Annotated in this window: 23 protein-coding genes and 1 tRNA gene; 11 read left to right on the forward strand and 13 right to left on the reverse strand. The window is 62.0% G+C overall.

What is annotated here, in order from left to right:
• Positions 1-2 precede the first annotated feature (2 nt).
• The 10 genes from hybA to G5332_RS01185 all read left to right on the forward strand — a co-directional run bounded on the left by hybA (position 3) and on the right by G5332_RS01185 (position 9,939).
• Positions 3-1,049, forward strand: a complete 1,047-nt coding sequence (hybA, locus tag G5332_RS01140) for a hydrogenase 2 operon protein HybA (RefSeq protein ID WP_201991513.1) — start codon at positions 3-5, stop codon at positions 1,047-1,049.
• Positions 1,042-2,229 (forward strand): Ni/Fe-hydrogenase cytochrome b subunit, encoded by a 1,188-nt coding sequence (gene hybB, locus G5332_RS01145; protein ID WP_421208417.1) that lies wholly within the window; start codon positions 1,042-1,044, stop codon positions 2,227-2,229. Before hybA ends, hybB begins: the two co-directional genes overlap by 8 nt.
• Entirely contained in the window at positions 2,226-3,929 is a 1,704-nt protein-coding gene (gene hybC, locus G5332_RS01150; RefSeq protein ID WP_100653868.1) for a hydrogenase 2 large subunit, read from the forward strand. The genes hybB and hybC overlap by 4 nt, the downstream gene beginning before the upstream one ends.
• Positions 3,929-4,459, forward strand: a complete 531-nt coding sequence (locus tag G5332_RS01155; protein WP_100653867.1) for a HyaD/HybD family hydrogenase maturation endopeptidase — start codon at positions 3,929-3,931, stop codon at positions 4,457-4,459. The genes hybC and G5332_RS01155 overlap by 1 nt, the downstream gene beginning before the upstream one ends.
• Complete coding sequence (gene hybE, locus G5332_RS01160; RefSeq protein ID WP_100653866.1) at positions 4,441-4,980, forward strand: hydrogenase-2 assembly chaperone; 540 nt, start codon at positions 4,441-4,443, stop codon at positions 4,978-4,980. The genes G5332_RS01155 and hybE overlap by 19 nt, the downstream gene beginning before the upstream one ends.
• A gap of 131 nt (positions 4,981-5,111) precedes the next feature.
• Positions 5,112-6,722, forward strand: a complete 1,611-nt coding sequence (locus G5332_RS01165; RefSeq protein ID WP_421311044.1) for an ABC transporter substrate-binding protein — start codon at positions 5,112-5,114, stop codon at positions 6,720-6,722.
• Positions 6,707-7,711 (forward strand): ABC transporter permease, encoded by a 1,005-nt coding sequence (locus tag G5332_RS01170; protein WP_421311045.1) that lies wholly within the window; start codon positions 6,707-6,709, stop codon positions 7,709-7,711. Before G5332_RS01165 ends, G5332_RS01170 begins: the two co-directional genes overlap by 16 nt.
• Entirely contained in the window at positions 7,701-8,516 is an 816-nt protein-coding gene (locus G5332_RS01175; RefSeq protein WP_100653863.1) for an ABC transporter permease, read from the forward strand. Before G5332_RS01170 ends, G5332_RS01175 begins: the two co-directional genes overlap by 11 nt.
• A complete protein-coding gene (locus tag G5332_RS01180; RefSeq protein ID WP_421311046.1) occupies positions 8,510-9,298 on the forward strand; it encodes an ATP-binding cassette domain-containing protein in 789 nt (262 codons plus the stop codon). The genes G5332_RS01175 and G5332_RS01180 overlap by 7 nt, the downstream gene beginning before the upstream one ends.
• On the forward strand, positions 9,298-9,939 hold the full coding sequence (locus tag G5332_RS01185) for an ATP-binding cassette domain-containing protein (RefSeq protein ID WP_421311047.1): 642 nt from the start codon (positions 9,298-9,300) through the stop codon (positions 9,937-9,939). The genes G5332_RS01180 and G5332_RS01185 overlap by 1 nt, the downstream gene beginning before the upstream one ends.
• 295 nt (positions 9,940-10,234) lie before the next feature.
• On the opposite strand, the gene hypB is transcribed toward G5332_RS01185, so the two are convergent.
• Positions 10,235-11,101 (reverse strand): hydrogenase nickel incorporation protein HypB, encoded by an 867-nt coding sequence (gene hypB / locus G5332_RS01190; RefSeq protein ID WP_421311070.1) that lies wholly within the window; start codon positions 11,099-11,101, stop codon positions 10,235-10,237.
• Here hypB and G5332_RS01195 point away from each other — a divergent pair.
• Positions 10,982-11,362, forward strand: coding sequence for a hypothetical protein (locus G5332_RS01195; RefSeq protein ID WP_421311071.1), 381 nt, complete (start codon positions 10,982-10,984; stop codon positions 11,360-11,362). The genes hypB and G5332_RS01195 overlap by 120 nt on opposite strands.
• On the opposite strand, the gene hypA is transcribed toward G5332_RS01195, so the two are convergent.
• From hypA to G5332_RS01255, 12 genes are all read right to left on the reverse strand, one after another.
• On the reverse strand, positions 11,340-11,681 hold the full coding sequence (hypA, locus tag G5332_RS01200; RefSeq protein WP_024944968.1) for a hydrogenase maturation nickel metallochaperone HypA: 342 nt from the start codon (positions 11,679-11,681) through the stop codon (positions 11,340-11,342). The two genes, G5332_RS01195 and hypA, sit on opposite strands and share 23 nt — an antisense overlap.
• A gap of 69 nt (positions 11,682-11,750) precedes the next feature.
• Positions 11,751-12,755 carry a hydrogenase expression/formation protein HypE gene (gene hypE, locus G5332_RS01205; RefSeq protein ID WP_421208430.1) on the reverse strand — a complete coding sequence of 335 codons (1,005 nt, stop codon included), beginning with the start codon at positions 12,753-12,755 and terminating at the stop codon, positions 11,751-11,753.
• On the reverse strand, positions 12,752-13,864 hold the full coding sequence (gene hypD, locus G5332_RS01210) for a hydrogenase formation protein HypD (RefSeq protein ID WP_421311048.1): 1,113 nt from the start codon (positions 13,862-13,864) through the stop codon (positions 12,752-12,754). The genes hypE and hypD overlap by 4 nt, the downstream gene beginning before the upstream one ends.
• Positions 13,858-14,109 (reverse strand): HypC/HybG/HupF family hydrogenase formation chaperone, encoded by a 252-nt coding sequence (locus tag G5332_RS01215; protein WP_021230224.1) that lies wholly within the window; start codon positions 14,107-14,109, stop codon positions 13,858-13,860. Before G5332_RS01215 ends, hypD begins: the two co-directional genes overlap by 7 nt.
• 5 nt (positions 14,110-14,114) lie before the next feature.
• Entirely contained in the window at positions 14,115-16,571 is a 2,457-nt protein-coding gene (hypF, locus tag G5332_RS01220) for a carbamoyltransferase HypF (RefSeq protein WP_421249255.1), read from the reverse strand.
• Entirely contained in the window at positions 16,568-18,463 is a 1,896-nt protein-coding gene (gene selB, locus G5332_RS01225) for a selenocysteine-specific translation elongation factor (protein ID WP_263083739.1), read from the reverse strand. Before selB ends, hypF begins: the two co-directional genes overlap by 4 nt.
• A gap of 4 nt (positions 18,464-18,467) precedes the next feature.
• The gene (gene selA / locus G5332_RS01230; RefSeq protein WP_421249256.1) at positions 18,468-19,934 is read right to left on the reverse strand and encodes an L-seryl-tRNA(Sec) selenium transferase; all 1,467 of its coding nucleotides are present in this window, start codon (positions 19,932-19,934) and stop codon (positions 18,468-18,470) included.
• A gap of 314 nt (positions 19,935-20,248) precedes the next feature.
• Positions 20,249-20,340: transfer RNA gene (locus G5332_RS01235), tRNA-Sec, on the reverse strand.
• Between the two features lie 213 nt (positions 20,341-20,553).
• Positions 20,554-21,045, reverse strand: coding sequence for a hydrogenase maturation peptidase HycI (gene hycI / locus G5332_RS01240; protein ID WP_421249257.1), 492 nt, complete (start codon positions 21,043-21,045; stop codon positions 20,554-20,556).
• Entirely contained in the window at positions 21,045-21,458 is a 414-nt protein-coding gene (locus G5332_RS01245) for a formate hydrogenlyase maturation HycH family protein (protein WP_421249258.1), read from the reverse strand. The genes hycI and G5332_RS01245 overlap by 1 nt, the downstream gene beginning before the upstream one ends.
• Positions 21,451-22,266 (reverse strand): NADH-quinone oxidoreductase subunit B family protein, encoded by an 816-nt coding sequence (locus G5332_RS01250; RefSeq protein ID WP_005333324.1) that lies wholly within the window; start codon positions 22,264-22,266, stop codon positions 21,451-21,453. The genes G5332_RS01245 and G5332_RS01250 overlap by 8 nt, the downstream gene beginning before the upstream one ends.
• Complete coding sequence (locus tag G5332_RS01255) at positions 22,266-22,844, reverse strand: formate hydrogenlyase complex iron-sulfur subunit (RefSeq protein ID WP_005333322.1); 579 nt, start codon at positions 22,842-22,844, stop codon at positions 22,266-22,268. The genes G5332_RS01250 and G5332_RS01255 overlap by 1 nt, the downstream gene beginning before the upstream one ends.

The raw sequence follows: 22,844 nt of genomic DNA on the forward strand, positions 1-22,844 counted from the left end.
CCGTGAACAGACGCAACTTCCTCAAATTTGCCTCCGTCGGTGCGCTGGCGGCGGGCACAGCCGTACCCGGCACCGCACTGGCGGCGGCCAAGAACAAGCCGCCCATTCCCGGCGCGCTCGGTATGTTGTATGACTCCACCCTTTGCGTCGGCTGTCAGGCCTGTGTGGCGGAGTGTCAGCGCCTCAACGGCAATCCGGCCAATCCAGCCGGGGCGCAAACCTGGTCCAACAACGACAAGCTGACCCCCTACACCAACAACATCATTCAGGTGTGGAAGAGCGGCACTGGCGAGCACAAGGATCAGCTGGTGGATGGCTATGCCTACATCAAGAAGCAGTGCATGCACTGTGTCGATCCCAACTGCGTCTCTGTCTGTCCGGTGCAGGCTCTTAAAAAAGATCCCAAGACAGGCATCGTTCACTACGACCCGAGCGTCTGCACCGGCTGTCGCTACTGCATGGTGGGTTGCCCGTTCGATGTGCCCAAATATGACTATGACAACCCGCTGGGGGCGATCCACAAGTGCGAGCTCTGCAACCAGAAGGGGCTTGAGCGGATCGATCAGGGCAAGTTGCCCGGCTGCGTCGAGGTGTGCCCCACCGGCGCCGTCATCTTTGGCACCCGCGAGGAGCTGATGGCCGAGGCCAAGCGTCGTCTGCTGGCGACTCCGGGCAGTGAGTACGCCTATCCGCGCCAGACCCTCTCTGCCAACGACCCTTACCTGCACGAGGTGCCCAACTACCAGCCTTACGTCTATGGCGAGAAAGAGGGGGGCGGCACCCAGGTGCTGGTGCTGGCCGGGGTGCCCTATACCAAGCTCGACATGCCCGATCTGCCGGAGCTCTCCTCCGGTGCCCGCTCCGAGCATATCCAGCACACCCTCTACAAGGGGATGGTGCTGCCCATGGTGGTGCTGACTGGCCTTTCGGTGCTCATTCGCCGCAACACCAAGAATGGTCACGATCATCATCACGATGATGGCCATGATCAGGGGAGGGCGCAGATCAAGGATCAGGGCACCACAAAGGGAGGCAAGGATCATGAGTAATCACAAGGCGTATCCCCTCGGCGGCAAGCTGGTCAGCTGGCCTGTGCTGGTGCTGGCCCCCTTTGCCGTGCTGTGCGGCATGTTGATTTTAAAACGCCTCGTCTTCGGGCTGGGCTCGGTCACCGATCTGAATGGCGGTTATCCCTGGGGACTCTGGATCTCGTTCGATCTCTTGATCGGCACCGGTTTTGCGTGCGGTGGCTGGGCGCTGGCCTGGGCCGTCTACGTGTTCAACCGGGGCGAGTATCACCCCCTGGTGCGTCCGGCGCTGCTGGCGAGCCTCTTTGGTTATTCCCTGGGGGGGCTCTCCATCACCATCGACGTGGGGCGTTACTGGAACCTGCCGTACTTCTACCTGCCCGGTCACTTCAACACCTCCTCGGTGCTGTTCGAGACGGCGGTCTGCATGACCATCTATATCGGGGTGATGGCGCTGGAGTTCGCTCCCGTGCTGCTGGAGAAGTTCGGTTGGAAGGCGTCACTCATTCGCCTCAACAAGATCATGTTCTTCGTGCTGGCGCTGGGGGCTCTGCTGCCCACCATGCACCAATCCTCCATGGGCTCGTTGATGATAGTGGCGGGGGAGAAGATCCATCCGCTCTGGCAAAGCTACGAGCTGCTGCCGGTCTTTTCGCTGCTGACCGCATTTATCATGGGCTTCTCCATCGTGGTATTTGAGGGCTCCTTGGTGCAGGCGGGACTGGCGGGGCGTGGCCCCAACGAGAAGTCGCTCTTCTACAAGCTGACCCAGGTGATCGACATCTTCCTGATCCTGTTTGTGGCGCTGCGCTTTGCCGAGATCGTCATCCACGACAAGTCGGCCTACCTCTCCGAGTTCAATCGCTACTCCATCATGTTCTGGAGCGAGATCGCGCTGATGATATTCCCGCTGCTGGTGTTCCACTGGGACAAGAGCCGCCGGGATTCGCGCATGTTGTTCCTGGGGGCCCTCAGCATGCTGCTGGGCGCCGCCCTCTGGCGACTGGATTACTCCTTGCTCGCCTTCAACCCCGGCAATGGCTACCACTACTTCCCCTCCGCGGAGGAGGTGCTGATCTCTCTGGGCTTTGTTGCCATCGAGGTGTGTGCCTATTTGCTGTTGATCCGGCTCTTGCCGGTACTGCCATCACTTGAACGTGTTCACCAAGATTATCAGGCCCGAGGGAAAGCCAACGTATGAGCCAACGTATCACCATAGACCCCATCACCCGCATTGAGGGGCACCTGCGTATCGACTGCGAAATCGAAGGCGGTAAAGTGACCAAAGCCTGGTCGTCCGGCACCATGTGGCGCGGCATGGAGGAGATCGTCAAGGGCAACGACCCGCGCGATGCCTGGATGATAGTGCAGCGCATCTGCGGGGTATGTACCTCCATTCACGCCATCGCCTCGGTGCGGGCGGTGGAGAACGCCATTGGCGCCAAGGTGCCGGTCAACGCCCAGTACATCCGCAACCTCATCATCGCGGCCCACAACATCCACGATCACATCGTCCACTTCTATCAGCTCTCCGCGCTGGACTGGGTGGACATCACCGCGGCCCTTGAGGCCAATCCGCAAAAAGCGGCGGACATGCTCAAGGGGGTATCAACCTGGTCCCTCAACAGTGCCGATGAACTGACCAAGGTGCAGGACAAGATCCGCGCGCTGGTGGCGAGCGGCCAGCTCGGCATCTTTGCCAACGGTTATTGGGGTCACAAGGAGATGAAGCTGAGCCCGGAGGTAAACCTCATCGCCGTGGCCCACTACCTGCAGGCGCTGGAGTGCCAGCGCGATGCCAACCGCATCGTCGCCATCCTCGGTGGCAAGAGCCCGCACATCCAGAATCTGGCGGTGGGCGGCGTGGCCAACCCCATCAATCTGGATGCACCTAGCGTGCTCAACCTGGAGCGGCTGCTCTACGTGAAGAGCTTTATCGACCGGCTCGGCGAGTTTATCGAGCAGGTCTACAAGGTGGATGCCGCCATCATCGCTGCCCACTACCCCGAGTGGCTGAGTCTGGGGCAGGGGGCCAAGCACTACCTGAGCGTGCCAGAGCTCCCCACCGATGCCAACGGCGGCAGCTTCCTGATGCCGGGCGGCTATATCGAGAATGGCAATCTGGCGGGTTATCGCCCCATCGAGAGCCATCAGGATGGCTGGCTGATGGACGGCATCGCCGAGAGCAACAAGCACGCCTGGTACAAGGATGACGAGCCCCTCAAACCCTGGGAGGGCAAGACCGAGCCCGATTACACCGGCTGGCAGGATGACGGCAAATACTCCTGGGTCAAATCCCCCACCTTCTACGGCAAGGTGGTGGAGGTGGGGCCGCTTGCCGACTTGCTGGTGAAGCTCGCCGCAAAACACCCGGAGACGGTGGCGCATTTCGAGCAGCTGAACGGCATCTACAAGGCGCTCACCGGCTCGGCCATCAAGACCGAACAGCTGCACTCCACCATGGGCCGCATCATCGGTCGCGCGGTGCGCTGCTGCGTGCTCAAAGATACCCTGTCCCATCAATGGAAGGCGCTGGTCGACAACATCGGCAAGGGGGACACTACCGCCTATATCAAGGCAGAGATCCCGGCGGATAAAGAGTTTCGCGGGGTGGGCTTTGAAGAGGCGCCGCGTGGCATGCTCTCCCACTGGATCGTCATCAAGGATGGCAAGATCGAGAACTATCAGGCGGTGGTGCCATCGACCTGGAACTCGGGCCCGCGCAACTTCAACGATGAACCCGGCCCCTACGAGCAATCGCTGGTGGGCACCCCGGTGGCGGATCCCGCCAAACCGCTGGAAGTGGTGCGCACCATCCACTCGTTCGACCCCTGCATGTCCTGCGCTGTGCATGTGGTGGATACCCAAAATGGTGAAACGACTCAGGTGAAGGTGCTGTGATGAACACCTTGATCCTGGGCGTGGGCAACCTGCTGTTGAGTGACGAGGCCGTCGGCGTGCGCATCGTTGAGGGGCTGGGGCGCGAATACCGTTTCGCCCCCGGCATCGAGCTGCTCGACGGCGGTACCGCCGGCATGGAGTTGCTCGAAGCGATGGCCAGTCGCGATCACATCATTCTGGTGGATGCGGTGCGCAGCGGTAATCCGCCGGGCACCGTAGTGACCCTGAAGGATGAGGAGATCCCGACCCTGTTTGGCCGCAAGATCTCCCCGCACCAGCTGGGGCTGGCGGACGTGCTCTCGGCGCTGCAAATGACGGGGGAGTCGCCAAAGCGGCTCACCTTGATCGGGGTCGAGCCCGAATCCCTCGAGCCCCGCATCGGCCTCACCCCTGTGGTGGCGGCTGCCATGGGGGAGGCGACGGATCGGATTTTGACCCTGCTGGCCGCCGTTGGCGCGCCCGCCATTGTGCTCTCTGAGCAGGAGAAAGCTGAACAAGCACGGGAGGGCCTATGGCGCAGTCCAATTTAAGCGAGGCTGAGAGAGTGCTGGAGATAGTACCGGAGACGGCGCAGGAGTTTGCCGGCTTTGCCAGCAATCCCGCGCCTCTGCTGGTAGCCCAGTACGAGCGGATCGCTCGCGAAGAGATGCAGGCGTTGCCCTTCTATCACCCGGACATGCCAATCGTTGCGGAGTGCGTTGTGTTTGAAGGTCAGTGGCTCGGCTGCGTGCTCACCCCCTGGATGCTGAGCGTGGTGGTGCTGCCGGGGCCGGATCAGCTTTGGCCGGTGCGTAGCAACAGCGATCGGCTCGCCCTGCAGCTCCCCTGCGGCAACATGACCTTTATGGTGGGTGAACTGCCCGAGACAGGACAGTTGCTGGCCTGCTCCCTGATGTCGCCGCTCGATCCCCATCTCGGAGCCGGGGAGGGGCGAGCACTGGTGAGCAGCACCCTCAAGATGCTGCTCTCCTTGCCGGTGCAGCAAGGGGCTGGCGGCGTGGATCTGGGTCGCAGACGACTATTCGGTGCCCGGCGCAGTCAACCGGCATAGTCGCTAGGTTTCACGCGAAATCAAGTTTAGAATAGGGGGCCATTTTGGCCCCTCACTCCCATGTTCAGACACGCATTCCACCGCTTTTTTGAGTGATGATCCGTGAGTGGTACAAAACAAGAAGGATCCCCATGACTGTTCCACGCAATTCCCTTAGCCATTACTGTTGCACCAGTGCTGCCGCCCTGTTGACTCTGCTGCTGGGCACTGCCTCTCACGCGGCGCTGGCCGCTGCCCAACCTGTGCCTGCCGAGCTCAAGCTCGCCATCGGCAGTGAGCCCACCGAAGGGTTTGACCCTTTGCTTGGCTGGAGCCACGGCAGCTACCTGCTGTTGCATAGCCCGCTGCTCAAGCAGAACGCCGATCTCAGCTGGCAAAATGTGCTCACCCAGTCGGTGACCCCGAACAAGGATGGCAAGGGGTGGCTCATTACCCTCAAGCCTGAACTGAAATTCTCCAACGGTGCGCCGCTCACCGCCGAAGATGTGGCCTTCACTTACAACAGCGCAGCCAAGGGTGGCGGCAAGATCGACATGGGCAACTTTGTCTCGGCCAAGGTGCTCTCGCCCACCGAGGTGGCCATCACCCTGAGTGCTCCCCAGAGCACCTTCGTCAACGTGTTGGGATCTTTGGGGATAGTGTCGAAGAAGGATTACGACGCAAAAGCGTATGCCCAAAAGCCGGTCGGTGCCGGCCCTTACCGGTTGGTGAGCTTCCTGCCCGGCCAGCAACTGGTGGTGGAGGCGAACCCCTATTACGCTGGCGGCAACAATGATTTCAAACGGCTGGTCTTTGTCTTTATCGACGAAGAGAGCGCCTATGCCGCCGCCCAGAGCAGCCAGCTTGATGTGGTGCGCATCGCCCCGTCGCTTGCGCCAACCGTGCCTGCTTCCCTCAAGCTATGGGTGCGGCCGAGCGTGGAGAACCGCGGCATCGTCTTCCCCATTCCTGCTGCTGGTAAAAAAGATGCCAAGGGTTATCCCATCGGCAACGACGTGACCTCGGACGTGGCGGTGCGCCGTGCCATCAACTACGCCATTGACCGCAAGCTGCTGGCCGACCAGCTGCTGGAGGGGCACGCCATCCCCGCTTACAGCGCGGTGGAAGGGTTGCCATGGCTAAACAAAGCCACCGCCTTCAAGGATGGGGATGCGGCCCACGCCAATGCCCTGCTCGATGAGGCGGGTTGGAAGATGGGCAGTGACGGCATTCGCCACAAGGGCGACCTGAGAGCCGCCTTTACCCTCTGGTACACCAGCGGCGACAGCACCCGCCGAGATCTGGCGGAAGCGGTGCGGGCCATGCTCAAACCCATCGGCCTCGAAGTGAGCCTTAAATCCGGCAGCTGGGAGCAGGTGGAGCGCGAGATGCACGCCAATCCGGTGCTGATGGGGTGGGGGAGTCTGGATCCCATGGAGCTCTATCACCACTACCAGAGCGGCTCCGGCGGCGTGGAGTTCTACAACCCGGGCTACTACAGCAACCCTGTGGTGGATGGCCACCTCAAGCAGGCGCTGGATGCCCCGAACTGGCAGGCGGCCGTGCCGTTCTGGCAGCAGGTGGAGTGGGATGGCAAGACTGGTGCCGGAGTACAGGGAGATGCCGCCTGGGCCTGGCTGCTCAATGTGCAGCATACCTATCTGGCCAACCACTGCATCGACCTTGGCAAGGGGGCGCCGGAAATCCACGGTAGCTGGTCACTCCTCAACAACCTGCAGGATTGGCGGTGGACGTGCCGCTAAGTTCGTCCACCATGATGACTGCCACACTCAAAGCCCTGCTGCGTCTGGCAGGGCTGCTCTGTCTGGTCTCCGTCGCCACCTTTGTGCTGCTGAGTTACTCCCCCATCGACCCCATCAAGGCTTATATCGGCAACGATCTGCTCCATGTGCCGCCGGAGCAGTACGCCCGCATCGCCGCCCGCTGGGGGCTGGATCAGCCGCTGTGGCTGCGCTACTGGCACTGGTTTACCCAGGTGCTGCAGGGGGATTTCGGCTATTCCATGCTCTACAACGCGCCGGTGACTCAGGTGATAGGCCAGCGCTTTGCTGCCTCCTTCCTGCTGCTGGCGGGGGCCTGGCTGCTCTCCGGCTTTTTCGGCATCCTGCTGGGCCTTAGCGCCGGTCGCTATCTCAACCGCTGGCCCGATCGCCTGATTTGCCGTTTTGCCTACCTGCTTGCCTCCTTGCCCACCTTCTGGGTCGGCTTGTTGCTGCTCGCCCTGTTTGCGGTGCACTGGCCGCTACTGCCGGTCTGCTGCGCCTGGACGCCGGGGCTCGCTGCCGATGAGGCGGATTGGGCATTGCGGGCGCGCCATCTTCTGCTGCCGGTGACTACCCTGGCGCTGCTCGGGGTGGGCAATATTGCCCTGCATACCCGGGGGCGGGTGGCCGAGGTGCTGGAGAGCGACTTTATCCGCTACGCCCGCGCCCAGGGGGATGGCGGTTGGCCCATGCTGCGTTTTCACGTGCTGCGCCACGCCCTGACCCCGGCGCTCTGCCTGCAGTTTGCCTCGCTCGGCGAGCTGATTGGCGGATCGCTCTTGGCCGAGAAGGTCTTCTCCTACCCGGGGCTAGGTCAGGCCACTGTGGATGCGGGGCTGCGGGGGGATATCCCCCTGCTGATGGGAATCGTGCTCTTCTGCACCCTGCTGGTCTTTATTGGCAACACGGTGGCCAGTCTGCTGCTGGCCCGCATCAATCGGGGCTGGGAGGGCGAGCATGCTGTTTAATCCGCTTCCCTCCATAGTGCGCCTCGCTGTAGCCCTGCTCGGATTGGCGCTGCTGGCCACTTACGGCTGGAGCCTCTCTCATCAGGATGTGCCGATGGATCTGCTGGCGCGCCAGCAGCCTCCCTCGCTGACCCACTGGTTCGGCACCGATCAGATGGGGCGGGATCTCTGGTTGCGCGCCTTTCAGGGCACCCTCACCAGTCTGGAGCTCGGCATCAGCACGGCTCTCTGCAGTGGCCTGCTGGCCATGGTGGCGGCAAGCGTATCGCTCGTTCACCCCAGATGTGATGCGGCGGTGCGAATGGTGATCGACGCCATGCTGGCGCTGCCCCATATGCTGCTCTTGATCCTTATCTGCTTTACCGTGGGGGGCGGCATGCGCGGGGTGATCCTGGCGGTGGCGCTCACCCACTGGCCCAAGTTGGCGCTGATCCTTTGCGCAGAAGCGCGGCGGATCGCCTGCAGCGACTACGTAGTGCTGGCCCGCTGTCAGGGGATGGGGGCGCTGCGTCGCTGGCGTACCCACCTGCTGCCGGGGCTGCTGCCCCAGTGGTTTATCGGGACTTTGCTGATGTTTCCCCATGCGGTGCTGCACAGCGCGGCCTTGAGCTTTCTAGGATTTGGTCTGGCGGCCCACGAGGCCTCGCTGGGCCTGCTGCTGGCCGATGCTCTGCGTTATCTGGCCGGTGGCGGCTGGTGGCTGGCCCTCTTCCCGGGGCTGATGTTGCTGCTGCTGGTATTGCTGTTTGATCAGGCAACCCGCGCTCTGCAACAGCTGTTGTGGCACAGGAGTGAACCATGCTGAGTTTTGATCAGGTGACCATAGAGGCGGCCCACTACTCCTGGCTGGGGCGGCGCAGCTGGCAGCCTTTGCTGACCGATATCAGCCTGCAACTGGCACCAGGGGAGATAGTGGCGCTGGTGGGGGGGAGCGGCGAGGGCAAGAGCCTGTTGCTGCAAAGCGCCCTGACATTGCTGCCGGACAATCTGCGGATGCGCGGCACCATCTCCCTTGATGGCACGCCCCTGTGTGATGCCAGTCGTGCCCGTCTGCGCGGCCACACCCTCTGCTATGTGCCGCAGGGGGTGAGCGCCCTCAATCCACTGTTGACGGTGGAGCGCCAGCTGGGCCGGGCAGCTCGTCTCTGCGGTCAGAGCGGTTCTCGCGAGCGGCTCGGCGAGCAGTTGCTGCGCTACCAGCTGCCCGCGACCACCCTGGACAGGTACCCGCGCCAGCTCTCCGGCGGCATGGCCAAGCGCATTCTGGCCTGCACTGCGGCACTCGGCGGCGCCCGCTACATTCTGGCAGACGAGATCACCGCCTGGCTCGACGAGGAGCTGGCCTGTCTGCTGCTCAGCCAATTGCGTGAATTGGCCAATCAGGGCAGCGGCATCCTCTGGGTCACCCACGATCTGGCGCTGGCGGCCCGCTTTGCCGATCGCATCGTGGCGCTCCATCAGGGGCAGGTGAGCGATACCTTGAGCTGCCACCATCTGCGGCAAGGGCAGGGGAGCGAGATGCTCCGTGCCCACTGGCAGGCGCTGCCCGAGTTCAATGCGCTCTTCTCTGTGCCGGAGGTTTCCTGATGTTGGAAGTACAAAACCTCACTATCGCCCAGGGGGAACGTCCCCTCTGGCAGGGGTTATCGCTGACGGTGAAAGCGGGGGAGCGGCTCGGTATCTCCGCGCCTAGCGGTTATGGCAAGACCACGCTGGGGCGGGTATTGGCGAGTTGGCAACCGGTTGGGGCCGGCAGGCAGATCCTGCTGGATGGGCAGCCGGTGCCTGAACAGGTAAAAGGTTATAACCCCATCCAGCTGGTGCCCCAGCATCCGGAGCTCACCTTCAATCCCTATCGCACCACCGGGCAGGCGCTCTGGGATGTATGGCGCCCCGATGAGGCCATGCTGGCCCGCTTTATGGTCAAGCCTGAATGGCTTGGTCGTAAACCCGGTCAACTCTCCGGTGGCGAGCTGGCCCGCATCGCGCTGCTGCGCGCCCTCGATCCCCGCACCCGGTTGCTGATTGCCGACGAGGTGACCGCCCAGCTGGATCCGCAGATTCAGCGCCAGCTCTGGCGGGAGTTGATGGTTGAGTGCGAGCAGCGCGGGCTTGGCATGGTGATATTCAGTCACCAGCAGGCACTGCTGCGCCAGATCTGCCATCGGGTGCTGCGTTTTGGTGAGGTGCCTGCGGAGCAGGAGGCGATGGCCCGTAGCGTGGCCTGAGGGTTGGCTTTCCCCTCATCCCCAACCCTTCTCCCGCAAGGGGAGAAGGGAGCAAATATGTGCTTCACCAGCAAGATGTACCTCGGTGCATCTGGATACTGGCAGGGTATTATCGATGTCCCCTCACCCTGACCCTCTCCCTGGGGAGAGGGTCAGGGTGATGGGATGCGAGTATGAAACGCTGGCAATGCTGTACAGAGAGAACCGTTGGCAAAGTGCGCAGGTAAAAGAGAGGGAGGCATCAGCCTCCCTCTTTTGTTTTCTACCGTTAGCAGTGGCGTTTATCCGGTTGATTTCAAGCGCTGGCCAGCCAGTTAAGCCAGGCATCCATCCCTTCACCGGTAGTGGCGCTGACCTGGATCACCTGAATATAGGGGTTGACCCGTTTGGCGTTCTCGATGCAGCGGGCCACGTCAAAGCTGACGTAGGGCAGCAGATCGATCTTGTTGATCACCATCAGCTGGGCGGCGGCGAACATGTCCGGGTATTTCAGCGGCTTCTCTTCCCCCTCGGTGACAGAGAGGATCGCCACCTTGTACTTCTCGCCGAGATCGAAGCTGGCGGGGCAGACCAGATTGCCGACGTTCTCGATAAAGAGGATGCCCCCTTCATTGGCGGGTAGCTGGTGACAGGCGTCGTGAACCATTTTGGCGTCCAGATGGCAGCCCTTGCCGGTGTTGATCTGCACGGCAGGGACACCGGTGGCACGGATGCGATCCGCATCGGCGCTGGTCTGCTGATCCCCTTCGATCACCGCGCAGGGGCGTTTGTCGGCCAGTTGGCGCAGAGTTTCGCAAAGCAAAGTGGTTTTGCCTGAACCCGGGCTAGAGACCAGGTTAAGCACCAGCTGGTCTGCGGCAGTGAAGTGTTCGCGGTTGTGGGCCGCCAGCGCGTTGTTCTTGGCCAGCACATCCATCTCGATGGCGATCAGCTGGCGCTGCCCCATACCGGGCACCGACAATCCCGCTTCCCCTTTGCCATAGTGCAGATCACCCTGCTGATGGTCATGGTCATGGTCATGGTCATGGTCATGGTCATGGTTATGGCAGTGATCATGGGGATGCGTGTGGGAATGGCCGTGCTCATGAGATTGGGTATGATGATGGTCGCGGGGATGATCATGGTGGTGCTCATAGGGCTGATCATGCCCCTCATGGCTTATGGGAGCCCGTACCCCGTGGTAGTGGTGATGGACATCCCCCTGATGGTGGTAGTGGTGGTGAATGATCAGGGTGCGCGGCGCACTCTGCTCGTGGTCATGATGGTGATGGGCGTCATGGGCATGATGATGGTCGTGCTCATGACCATGTTCATGGTGATGTTCATGCTCGTGATGATGCTCATGATCGTGCTCATGGCCGGCGATCCGCGCCTGGCCGCATCCGCATACGCTACACATATCAACTTACCTCGATGTCGGTGATGCGCAGGCTATCACCCTGCGCGACTCGTAATTTGTATCCGCCACACTCGGGGCAGGCCTGCCCGCGTTCGGTGAGGGTGACCGTCTGGTTGCAGTCGTAACACCAGGCCTCTGCCGCCTGGTGCTGAAAGTGAAGCTGGGCCCCTTCGACGGCAGTGCCCTTGGCGGCCGCCTCGAAACAGAAGGCAATGGTGTCCGGGTCGACGCAGGAGAAGCTGCCAACCTCGAGCCAGAGGGCTGTCACCTTGGTAAACCCCCGCTGGGTGGCCTGCTCGGCCGCCAGATCGATGGCAGCCATGGCCAGAGACATTTCGTGCATGGTGGCTCCTTAACCGATATGGGGAGGAGCAGTGACTCCTCCCTGTAATTGACGGAACGGCATGGCCGATCAACAGATCCGCGGCAGCAGCTCCCCTTGCGGTAGCTCCAGATAACGGCGGCTACCCCAGGGGTTGTTGAGGATCACCTTGTGACGATCGCTTGCCTGCACCACGCCGATCTGGCTGGCAGCGGGGTTGAATTGCCGCAAGATGCCCAGCGCGTCCTGTGCCTGTTCGGCAGGCAGGGCCAGCACCATGGTTCCCTCGTTGGCGAGATCATGGGGCTCGAAGCCATAGAGCTCGCACAGGCCACGCACCGGATCGCACACCGGAATGGCGGACTCCTCCAGCTCGATGGCAACGCCGGAGGCGCTGCTCCACTCGTTGAGCACGGCGGCAAGGCCACCGCGGGTGGCATCGCGCAGGGCGTGAGGGGTAATCCCCGCTTTTAGCAGCGCTTCTACCTGCGGCCAGAGGGTGGTGCAGTCACTCTTTAGATCGGATCCCAGTTGCAGGGCGTCACGGGCCATCAGGATGCAGGCGCCGTGGCTGCCGATATCCCGCGACACCAGAATGGCGTCACCGGCTTTGAGGTTGCGTACCGAGATGCCCCGGCTCTGCTCAGGCCGCGGAAAGGTGCCGACCCCGCTGGTGTTGATAAAGATCTTGTCGGCCGCCCCCTTGGGCACCACCTTGGTGTCGCCGCAGACGATGCGGGCACCGCTCTTGGCAAGTTCGACCGCCATCGACTCGACGATGCGGGCCAGATCGGCGTAGGGGAAGCCTTCCTCGATGATAAAGCTGCAGCTCAGATACTCGGGCTTGGCCCCCATCATGGCGAGATCGTTGACCGTACCGGCGATGGCCAGCTTGCCGATATCGCCCCCCTCGAAGAAGAGCGGCGAGACGGTAAAGCTGTCGGTGGTGAAGGCAACGGGGCCGTTTACCGGCAGCAGGGCGGCATCTTCACCGCGCAGCAGGATCTCGTTGCCAAAGTGGCGAAAGAAGAGCTGATTGATCAGCTGGTTCATCTCCACACCGCCGCCGCCGTGGCTTAACTGAATTTCTCTCATTGGATCCCCATATATCGGTAGTAGGCATTGCAGGCCCCTTCGGAGCTGACCATGCAGCTGCCCATGGGCTGGGTCGGGGTGCAGCCCCGGCCAAAGACTTTGCACTGGTTTGGCTTGGCCAGGCCGCGCAGGATATCGGCGCACTGGCACGCCTTGTGGTCATCGATGGGAGTCTGATTGAGCGCAAAGTGACGCTCCGCATCGCGCTTGGCAAAGGCATCGCGCAGGCGCAGGGCGGAGGCGTTGATATCCCCCAGACCTCGCCAGCGAAAGTGCTCGCGGGTCTCGAAAAAGCGCTCGACCAGCCGCTGGGCGGCTTTATTGCCGCTGGCGGTGACGGCGCGGCTGTATTGCACCTCCAGCGCGTAGCGACCCTCCACCTTCTGGCGCACCATCATCAGCAGGGCCTCCATTACATCCACCGGCTCGAAGCCACTCACCACCACCGGCACCTGATAGCGATCGACGATGGGCAGGTAGATATCGGCGCCGGTGATGACGCTGACGTGGGAGGGGCCGATAAAGGCGTTCACCTTGGCCACCCCGTCGGCCATCACCGCATGAATGGCGGGGGGCACCAGCACATGGTTGATATGAAACAGCAGGTTCTCAATCCCCTCAGCTTCAGCCGCAGCCAGCAAGGCGGCGGTCATGGGGGTGGAGGTCTCGAAACCGATGGCGAAGAAGACCACGGTTTTCTCGGGGTTCTCACGGGCGATACGCAGGGCATCGAGGGGGTCATAGACCGGACGGATATCGCTCCCTTTGGCCCGTTGCTGGGCCAGCGTGCCTTTGGATCCCGGCACCCGGATCATGTCCCCCAACGTCACCAGAATGACGTTGTGCTGGCTCGCCAGCTCGATGGCCTGATCGATGCGCTCTTTTGGCATGATGCAAACCGGGCAGCCGGGGCCGTGGACAAACTCGATGCTGGCCGGCAGCAACTGGTGCAGGCCGTACTTCATGATGGTGTGGGTATGGCCGCCACACACCTCCATCACCCGCAGCGGTTCGGGGAGTAATTTGGCCAGTTCGGTGATCTGGGTTGCGAGGGCGCGGATCACCTCGGGCTGACGAAAGCCCTGAAAGAGATCATTGAGTGTCAGCATGGCAAGATATCCTGCTCTGGCATCAGGGCCACCATCTGGCGGAAGCTCTCGAGGCTGGCCTGCGCCTCCTCTTCATCAATCTTGCTCATCACAAAGCCGATGTGGAGCAGAACATAATCGCCAATGTTGAGAGGCTCTTCGAGCAGCATGCAGCTGACGCGCCGCTGCACCCCCAGGGTGTCGACGGTGACGCAGTTATCTTCGGGGTGCAGCTGCACCACCTGAGAGGGAATGGATAGACACATGGATTTCAGGACTCCGACAAAGTGGCGCCACTTTTTATGGCAGCAAGAGAGGAGATGGAGGGCTGGTGCGCCGCAAGATGGTGGATGGCAAACCAGAGCTGACCGGCGGCGATGCCACCGTCATTGAGCGGCAGGGTTTCGCTGGTCAATACCTGCCGACCGGCTGCTTCGAGAGCGGGCACCAGCTGGTCCATCAGCACCCGGTTTTGAAAGACGCCGCCCCCCAGCGCCACCGGATAGCCGGGGAAGCGCTCGGCCAGAGCGATAACCAGATTACTGATGGCGCGGATAAAACCGGCGGCCAGGCTGGCGGTGGAGGTGCCTTGGCGCCGCTCGCTGACAAGGGTATTGATGAGCTCGGCCCACTCGATCTGCAGCGGCCCTTCCGCTGATTGGTTGAGATCAAAGGTAAGGGGGAAGGGCTGTTCATCGGGAGCCAGCTGCAAGGCGGCCGCCTCCAGCAGGAGCCCTGCTTCGCCCTCGTAATCGGGGGTGTCGATCACCCCCAAGAGCGCCGCCACCGCATCGAACAGACGGCCGATGGAGCTGGTGTAAGGGGCGTTGCGGCCCAGCTGCCAGAGCTGGTGCAGGTTGCTGATCCGCTCAAGGGGCAGTTTGTTGATCAACGGAATATCGAGGGCGCTGATCTGCTCAGGGCTGTGCGATTCAAACAGCAGCCCCAGCAGCTGGCGCACCGGCTCGCGGATGGCCGCTTCGCCGCCGATCAGCTTGAAGGGTGCAAGGTGGGCAACCCGCTCAAATCCCTGAACGTCTGCCAGCAGCAGCTCGCCACCCCAGAGGGTGCCGTCATCGCCAAGGCCGGTGCCATCGAAGGCAACACCCAGCACTGGGTCCGTGATGTCGTGCTCGGCCATCACCCCCAGCAGGTGGGCGTGATGGTGCTGCACCTCGAGGTGGGTGGCACCCTGATCCTGGCAATAGCCCTTGGCCCACTGATGGCTGAGGTAGCCGGGGTGGCGATCCGAGACCAGCAGTTCTGGCTTGAGGTCGTAGAGTTCGCGAAAGGTGGCCAGGGTCTGCTCGAAGTGCTCCTGCATCGGCAGGCTGTGCAGATCGCCGATATAGGGGCTGTAGATGCGCTGGCGGCCGAAAGCGAGCGCCAGCTGGTTCTTCTGCTGCGCCCCGACCGCCAAGAGCGGCACCCTGACCGCCTCTTTCAGGCTGGGGGTGCAGGGGGCATAGCCTCGGGCGAGGCGCAACGTCTGGCGTCGCCCACCCGCCCACTGCACCAGACTGTCGTCGCAGGGGTGCAGGATTGGGCGGTTGTGATCCAGGATGCCGTCAATCTCGCTGCCGAGTTCCCTGACCACCGCCTCGCACTCGATAAGGATTGGGCTGCCGCGACCATTGGCACTGGTGGCCACCAGCGGCATGGCGCAGGCATCCAACAGCAGCTGATGGAGCGGGGTATAGGGGAGCATGACGCCAAGGTAGGGGATGCCGGGGGCAATCCCCTCGGCCAGCGGCGCGATTGTCAGTTGGGATTCTGACGGTCGATCATCGTTTTTTCGCTTGCGCAGCAAGGTGATGGGTCTGGCCTGAGAGGCGAGCAGCTTCCACTCGTCTTCGCTGCCGGTGACATGCAATTTGGCCTCGGCAAGGGAGCCCATCATCACCGCCAGCGGCTTGCGTTCGCGCCGTTTGAGCATTCGTAATCTGGCAACACTCTGTTCATTGCGGGCATCACACATCAGGTGATAGCCCCCCATCCCCTTGACCGCGATAAGCTTGCCTGCTTGCAGGGCGCTTGCAGCTTCTTGCAGGGCATCCTCGCGCTCGGCCAGCGTATCGCCATAGCCATTTCGCCAGCTGAGATGGGGCCCGCACTCGGGGCAGCTCACCGGCTGGGCGTGGTAGCGTCTGTCCAGCGGGTTTTCATAGGCCGCCGCGCAGCGCGGGCACATGGCAAAGCCCGCCATGGCGGTGTGGGGGCGGTCGTAGGGGAGGCGGCGGATGATGGTGTAGCGCGGGCCGCAGTGGGTGCAGTTGGTAAAGGGGTAGCGATGGTGGCGATCCGCGGGGTTGGCCACATCCCGGGCGCATGCCTCGCACATCCCCTGATCTGGCGAGATGGCGACCGTGGCCGCGCTCTGCTGCTGGCTCGCTTTAATTCGAAACTGGCCATGAAATTGGTCATCGAAGTCGGGATCATGAGCAAGGGGCAGTTCCCGCTCGCTGAAATGATCGATACGGCTCAGCGGCGGCGCCAATTCCCGCAGTTCGCGGGCAAAGGCGGCCAGCTGCTCAGGCGATCCTTCGGCACCTATGGTGACGCCGTTGGCATCGTTCAAGACATAACCGGCAAGGCCGTGGCGCAGCGCCAGCCCATAGACGAAGGGGCGAAAGCCGACCCCCTGAACTATGCCGTCGATATGAAATTCGCGGCGCAGCCGGTTGGCCACTGGATTGGAAGAGCCAGAGGGGGCGATGGTGGTGCTCATGCCGGCTCCATCTCATCTTGAGTCTGCGGCAAACGCAGCACCCGGCGCTCGTTCTCCTCGCGCCGTACCCAGCCATCCATCTCCATGCGCAGGCAGAACGGAATGGCGTATTTGCGCGACAAACCGGTGATCTCCTTGAGGGATGCCATGTCGATCAGATCTCCCACCTGCTGGCCCGCCAGCACTTCGGCGACCATCTGGTTGTAAAGCTCGGCGTCGTAGTAGATGGGGCCATCGAGCTGCACCAGATACTTGAGTCGCGCCAGATTGCGCAGTTGCTTTTGCAACGCGCCTTTTTGCTGCAAGCCCTGCTGCAGGGCGGCGGGCAGCTTGCGGGTGATAAAGGGATCCAGCTCCACGCCGCCGGGGCCCAGTTTACCGGGCTCGTAACCCTCCTTGCCTTGATCTCGCACCACCTTGAGCACCAGCTGTGCTTCTTCCCCCAAATCATCTTCTGACTCGCCGCTGCCTTGCTGCCACTTGTCATGGTGCAGGCGTATCAGCTGCTCGCTCTTGAGCTGCTGGAGCAGGGCCTGAGTGACCGGCAGGGCGATGCCGAAGCGGGTTGCCAGCTCGGCGGCACTCAGCGGTTCGCTGGCCAGCGTGCCGAGCAGCTGGTCGCGGCTCTGGGCCAGCCAGCAGTTATCCAGCAGCCACTCACCGAGGGGGGTGACCTGCTCGGGCCGCTGGTCAAAGCGGCTGGCCAGCACATAGCCATTGAGGCCAAGCTGCAGGGTGGCCGGGTTGTAGTGCTCGAGCTCATCAGGCAGCTCACCGAGCAGGGTGTGCAGCGCCTTGCGTCTGGCGGGATGGATGTCGCCGCACCAGACGATGCGGGCGCCGTGCAGCAATTCGCTGCTGCCGTGGCGAATGATGGCGAGCGGCTGGCCAAAGAAGCAGGGGATGGGGCTGGCAAAGATCAGCCGCGCCAGCCGGGAGTCCTTGATCGGCACGAAACGGGCCCGGCCATGCCAGCTGCCAAGGGCCACCTCGACCTCCTTGTTGTGCAGAGAGGGGCGTAGTGCCTTGCCGCTCAGGCTCTCGGTGTTGAGCCGCACGATGAGGTGAGTCGCCGCCTCGCACTGGCCAGCTGCGCTGGTCAGGCAGTGGCCGCGAGCCACCTCCTTGTGGGGCACTTTTTTCAGGCCCACCGCCACCCGGCAGACGGCGCCGATCTCGTCGACGCTCTGGTGATAGGCCTGCAGGGAGCGCACCTGCACCTCCCGATCGGCGGGGTAGAGGCGCAGCTTGTCCCCCACCTTGAGGCTGCCCTGCTGCAAGGTGCCGGTAAGCACGGTGCCGGTGCCGTTGGCGGTAAAGACCCTGTCTACATACAGTCGCGGGGCGGCCTGTTCGAGGGGAGCATGATGCTCAGCCATATCTCCTAGCTGGCAGACGATGGCGGTGTGCAGGGCTGCCATATTGGCGCCGGTTTTGGCGCTGACGCTGACGATATCGGGCACCATGCCGCTCTCGTCCATCACCCGCTCCAGCAGGCTCTCTTCCAAAAGCAAAAGCTCGTTGGGGGAGACCAGATCGCACTTGTTGATGCAGACCAAGAGGCGCGGTACCCCCATCGCCTTGAGCAGGCGCAGGTGATCGCCGGTCATCGGCATCCACCCCTCGTCGGCGGCAATGACCAGCAGCACCAGATCCAGACTCCAGAGCCCCGCCACCATATTGCGGATATAGCGCTCGTGGCCGGGCACGTCGATGACGCCTATGGTGTTGCCCTGACCGTCGTCGAAGTGGGCAAAGCCGAGATCCTGGGTCATGCCGATGGCCTGCTCGTGGGCGCGGGCGGTGGTGATGCCGGTGAGGGCTTTGATAAGCAAGGTCTTGCCGTGATCCACGTGGCCGGCAAGACCGATAACGGCGCGATAGGGGGTCATGGGATCAGGGCTCCTCGGTCGCATTTGTTGCATTGAACGGGGCGGGGAGAAGCAACTCCCTGAGTTGGGCGATCAGCAGTTCCATCTCGGTCGGCAGCAGGGTCGCCATATTGAGCAGTACCTTCTGCTGGCGCACGGTGGCGATGACAGGGACGGGGAGTTCGCGCAGAGCATCAAGCAGCTGCTGGGCCGGACGCGGGTCGGTGCACTCGAGCGCGGGCGCCGGATAGAACTCGTCCGGCAATGTGCCGCCGCCCACCACCAGTTGGGCGGGAACCGGCACAAAGGAGCCAGGCAGGGCGGCCATCAGCTGGGAGGCTCTCGCCTCCATGGCAGCCGGGTTGCTCAAGGTACGCTGGGCGATACCCTCGCCGACGGGAGATTTGTTGAGCTTGTGGATGAGCAGACGTTCGAGCAGGGAGTAGACGATGCGGCTCGGGCGGAAGGTGCGCATCATGGGGTGTTTTTCCAGCCGCTTGATAAGGTCGCTGCGGCCGCTGATGATGCCCGATTGCGGGCCACCAAGCAGCTTGTCGCCGGAATAGCAGACCAGATCCGCCCCCGCCTTGATGTACTGGCGCACCGAGGTTTCATCCGGTGCAAACTCTTCGGTGGTCAAGCCCGACCCCTGATCCACCGCCAGCACCACATGCTCGGGCAGGGCGCGGGCCACCTCGCCGATATCGGGGGATTCAGTAAAGCCGCGAATGGCGAAATTGGATCTGTGCACCATCAGTACCAGCGCGGTCTGATCGGTGATGGCATCGAGGTAATCCTTGGCGGTGGTGATATTGGTGGTGCCCACCTCCACCAGTTTGGCGCCGGAGAGGGCCAGAATGTCGGGGATGCGAAAGCCACCGCCAATCTGGATCTGCTCGCCGCGCGAGACGATTACCTCGCGCCCTTTGGCCACCTCCTGCAGCAGCAAAAAGAGCGAAGCGGCGTTGTTGTTGACCACCAGCGAATCCTCGGCCTGGGTGAGGCAACGGAGCAGGGGGGCGATCAGCCCCTTGCGCCCGCCGCGCTTGCCGGTGGCGAGATCCAGCTCCAGATTGTTGTACCCGGTGTTGAGGTCACGCACCTCGTCCCACAGCTCGTGACTTAATGGCGAACGCCCCAGATTGGTATGCACCAGGGTGCCGGTGGCGTTGATCACCCGGGTTTGACACTGGCGCAACTGCTGTTGGCAGCGTTTGGCAATCAGCGCCTCGATCTGCTCGGGGGCGACCCCATGCTGGCGAAAATCTTCGCTTTGGCGCAGCTCGCTGAGGGTGTCGCGCACCGCCTGGGTCACCAGCGGGCGGCTCAGCGCTTCGATAAAACCGGCGAGAAAGGGTTGCTGCAGCAGCTGTTCCACTTGCGGCAAACGGCGCGTTTGTTGCTGGCCGGGCTGTTGCTGTGAATCGTCGGCAGCCTGACCTGATGAGGGCTGGCGGTGGGGGATGGCTGGCGCGTGAGACGAGTTCGGCATGGGATTACCAGTGCAGTGCGTGGGTTCGGGATGCGCACCGGTTTGCCGATAGAGAGGCCGAGCTGACGGGTTATGGCACTGCTGGCGATTTGCGGATGACTGCAAACTGGGTGCATCAATGAGCGGGTATAAATCAATGCTGCATCGATGCTGATAAATTAATTTTTGGCCAGCGAGATAACCTGAGTTCGGATTATATTGGCAAACGGCAAGCACCTTTTTCAAGGTATTATTTCATACATATTGAACAAACAATGGAAATAACATCCAGGCCGAAAAATTCAGCGAGAGAGTATTTGTTCAATAGATAAATTTGGCGGAAGAGGCAGGAATCGAACCTGCCAAAGCCTTCTCGGCTCACATCGGTTTTGAAGACCGAGGAGGCCACCAGACCCCATCAACTTCCGTAATGGTCGCCATTTTGTGGCAAATTTCTGTGACTGGCAACGCTTTTTTTGTCATAAAAAAGCGAGAGTTAGCGATTTTTTGAAAAAATCAAAGAACCTTGTTTTATATCAAGTTCAGCACAGTTGGCCCGATGTTTTTAATTTAACATCGGGCCTCGATCACATTGCCAAAAGCGTCAGTCAATAACGGTCGTTAACAACTCGATAAATAATCACCGCTTGGCGTTGTAAATATTCCACTGGTCCAGTTTCTCTATTAACAAGTCGGTATCCTTGGCGGCATCAAGGTGCTGATAAAGATAATCCATCGCCTCCCTCACCATCTCGGTCATCGGGAAGGAGAACGCCACGATGGCCGGTTGTACCCCGACAAAGATCACCTCGGGGACAAAGGTCTTGAGCTCGTCGATCAGGAAATTGAGCGGCATATTGTGGGTCGAGAAGATAAACATCTCGGCGATGGTCTCGGGGGGGATCACCTGCAGGGTTCCCGCCTTCTCGCCGATCTCGGCGGCATCCACCAGCACCACCCGCTCCGGTTGCAGCTCCCGCACCTTGTAGACCACATTTTCCGGCGCGATGCCGCCGTCGATATGGATCCAGCCGGGCAGGGGGGCGGCTTGCAGCTTGTCGGCGAGGTAGGGGCCGGCACCGTCGTCCCCCATCATGGCATTGCCCACGGTCAACACGAGATTGCAGCCCATCAGCGGCTCCTTATCATCAGGTACATATGGGGGTCGTTAAAGAGGGCGGTGAGCTGATCCATAAAGGTGTTGGTCCAGCCCAGCTCCTGCTCATCGAGTAGATTGTCGGCTTTGCGCAGTCGGTCGAAGGCGCAGGCCAGCATATGGCAGTGCTCGCGATAGATGGTGATTTCGCCAAAGGTGAGAAATCCCTCCATCTTGCGGCGCGCTTCACTCCCCTCTGGCAGCTTGGCCACCCAGTCGCGATAACCGATCAGCGAGCAGACCAGGTCTGCTCGCAGGCAATCAACGATGCCAAGGTGATGGCCGATGGCGAGGCTGTAGTACATCACCTCTTTGGCCTCTTCCGGCACGTCGAACTGCTCGTCGACGAACTTGCGCGAGAGTCGATAGAAGAAAACCTCGTCAGCCATGCACCGCCTCTCCCTTGCCGGCCGCCCGGTTGAGGCAGGCGTTTGCGAGGTTGTTGACGATCTCCGAGAGGCGCGGATCGTCGTGCTGATCGAGGTAGCTCTGGATGCGCAGATCCACATCCTGCTGGGTCGCCCCTTCGAGCAGGGCCATGAATTCGTCGGCAATGATCCGCCCCTGACGATAACCGGCCATGCGGCGCGCTTCGCGCTCGATCATCACCCGGATTTCATTGGGGATGCCGGTGTGGCGCAGCTCGACCCGCTCACCCGGTTGCACCTCGTGGCTGGTGGCTTTGAGTTTCTGCTCAAGCAGACCGAGCGCCACCGCAAAGCCGTAGATGGTGGCTGCCGGTGTGGGGGGGCAGCCGGGGATATAGACATCTACCGGCACGATCTTGTCGGTGCCGCCCCAGACGCAGTAGAGATCGTGGAAGATGCCACCGTCACAGCCGCAGGCGCCGTAGGCGATGCAGATTTTGGGATCGGGCGCCGCCTCGTAGGCACGCAGGGCCGGAACCCGCATCGCCCGGGTCACCGCGCCGGTAAAGAGCAGGATGTCGGCGTGACGGGGGGAGGCGACCACCTTGATGCCGAAACGCTCGGCATCAAACAGCGGGGTGATGGTGGCGAAGATCTCGATCTCGCAGGCGTTGCAGCCGCCGCAATCGACCCGGTAGACATAGGCTGAACGGCGAATGTCCTTGAGCAGGGTCTTCTTGAGTTTGGTGATCTCGGGATCCTGTGCCAGCGGCACGGCGCGGGTATGGGCATGGCCGACAACCGGTTCTATGCCTTTGATCTTGCTCATCACATCCACTCCTTTTGTGCGGCCATCGGTGTGGCTATCGGTGTGATCAGGGCCGAGTCAGGCTGGCTCAGCATGCTCTGTTTTCGTTTGCAGTCGGGGCAGTGGTGCAGCCGCTCTGGCGGCGCTAGCGGCTTGGCATCGCGAGCCAGCGGCGTGCCCGCCTGCTTGAGGGTGTCTTCCACCAGCGCCACCAGCTTGCTCGGGGCAAAGTAGGTGCCGCACAGGGTGCAGGGGGCCAGCGCGAAGCGGGCCTCCTCATAGAGATCCGCCTTGTTGGTCACCGCCAGTTCGAACTCGGGGGAGAGGGCGATGGCGCGGGTCGGGCAGACCTCCTCGCAGCGGCCGCAGAAGATGCAGCGCGCCATGGAGATCTCCCAGCGCCGTTCGCCGGTCTCCATGTCCACTTCCATCACCAGCGCATTGGCCGGGCAGGCCTTGGTGCAGGCGGCGCAGGCGATGCACTGATCCGCCTGATATTTCGGTTTGCCGCGAAAATCCCGGTTCACCTCGTAAGGGGCGAAGGGGTACTTGGCGGTCGGGGTGCCAGCCTTGAGGATGGTCTTGAACAGCTTGATCAT

The organism is Aeromonas sp. 603757 (genome assembly GCF_049171255.1).
Classification (GTDB): Bacteria; Pseudomonadota; Gammaproteobacteria; order Enterobacterales; family Aeromonadaceae; genus Aeromonas; species Aeromonas veronii_A.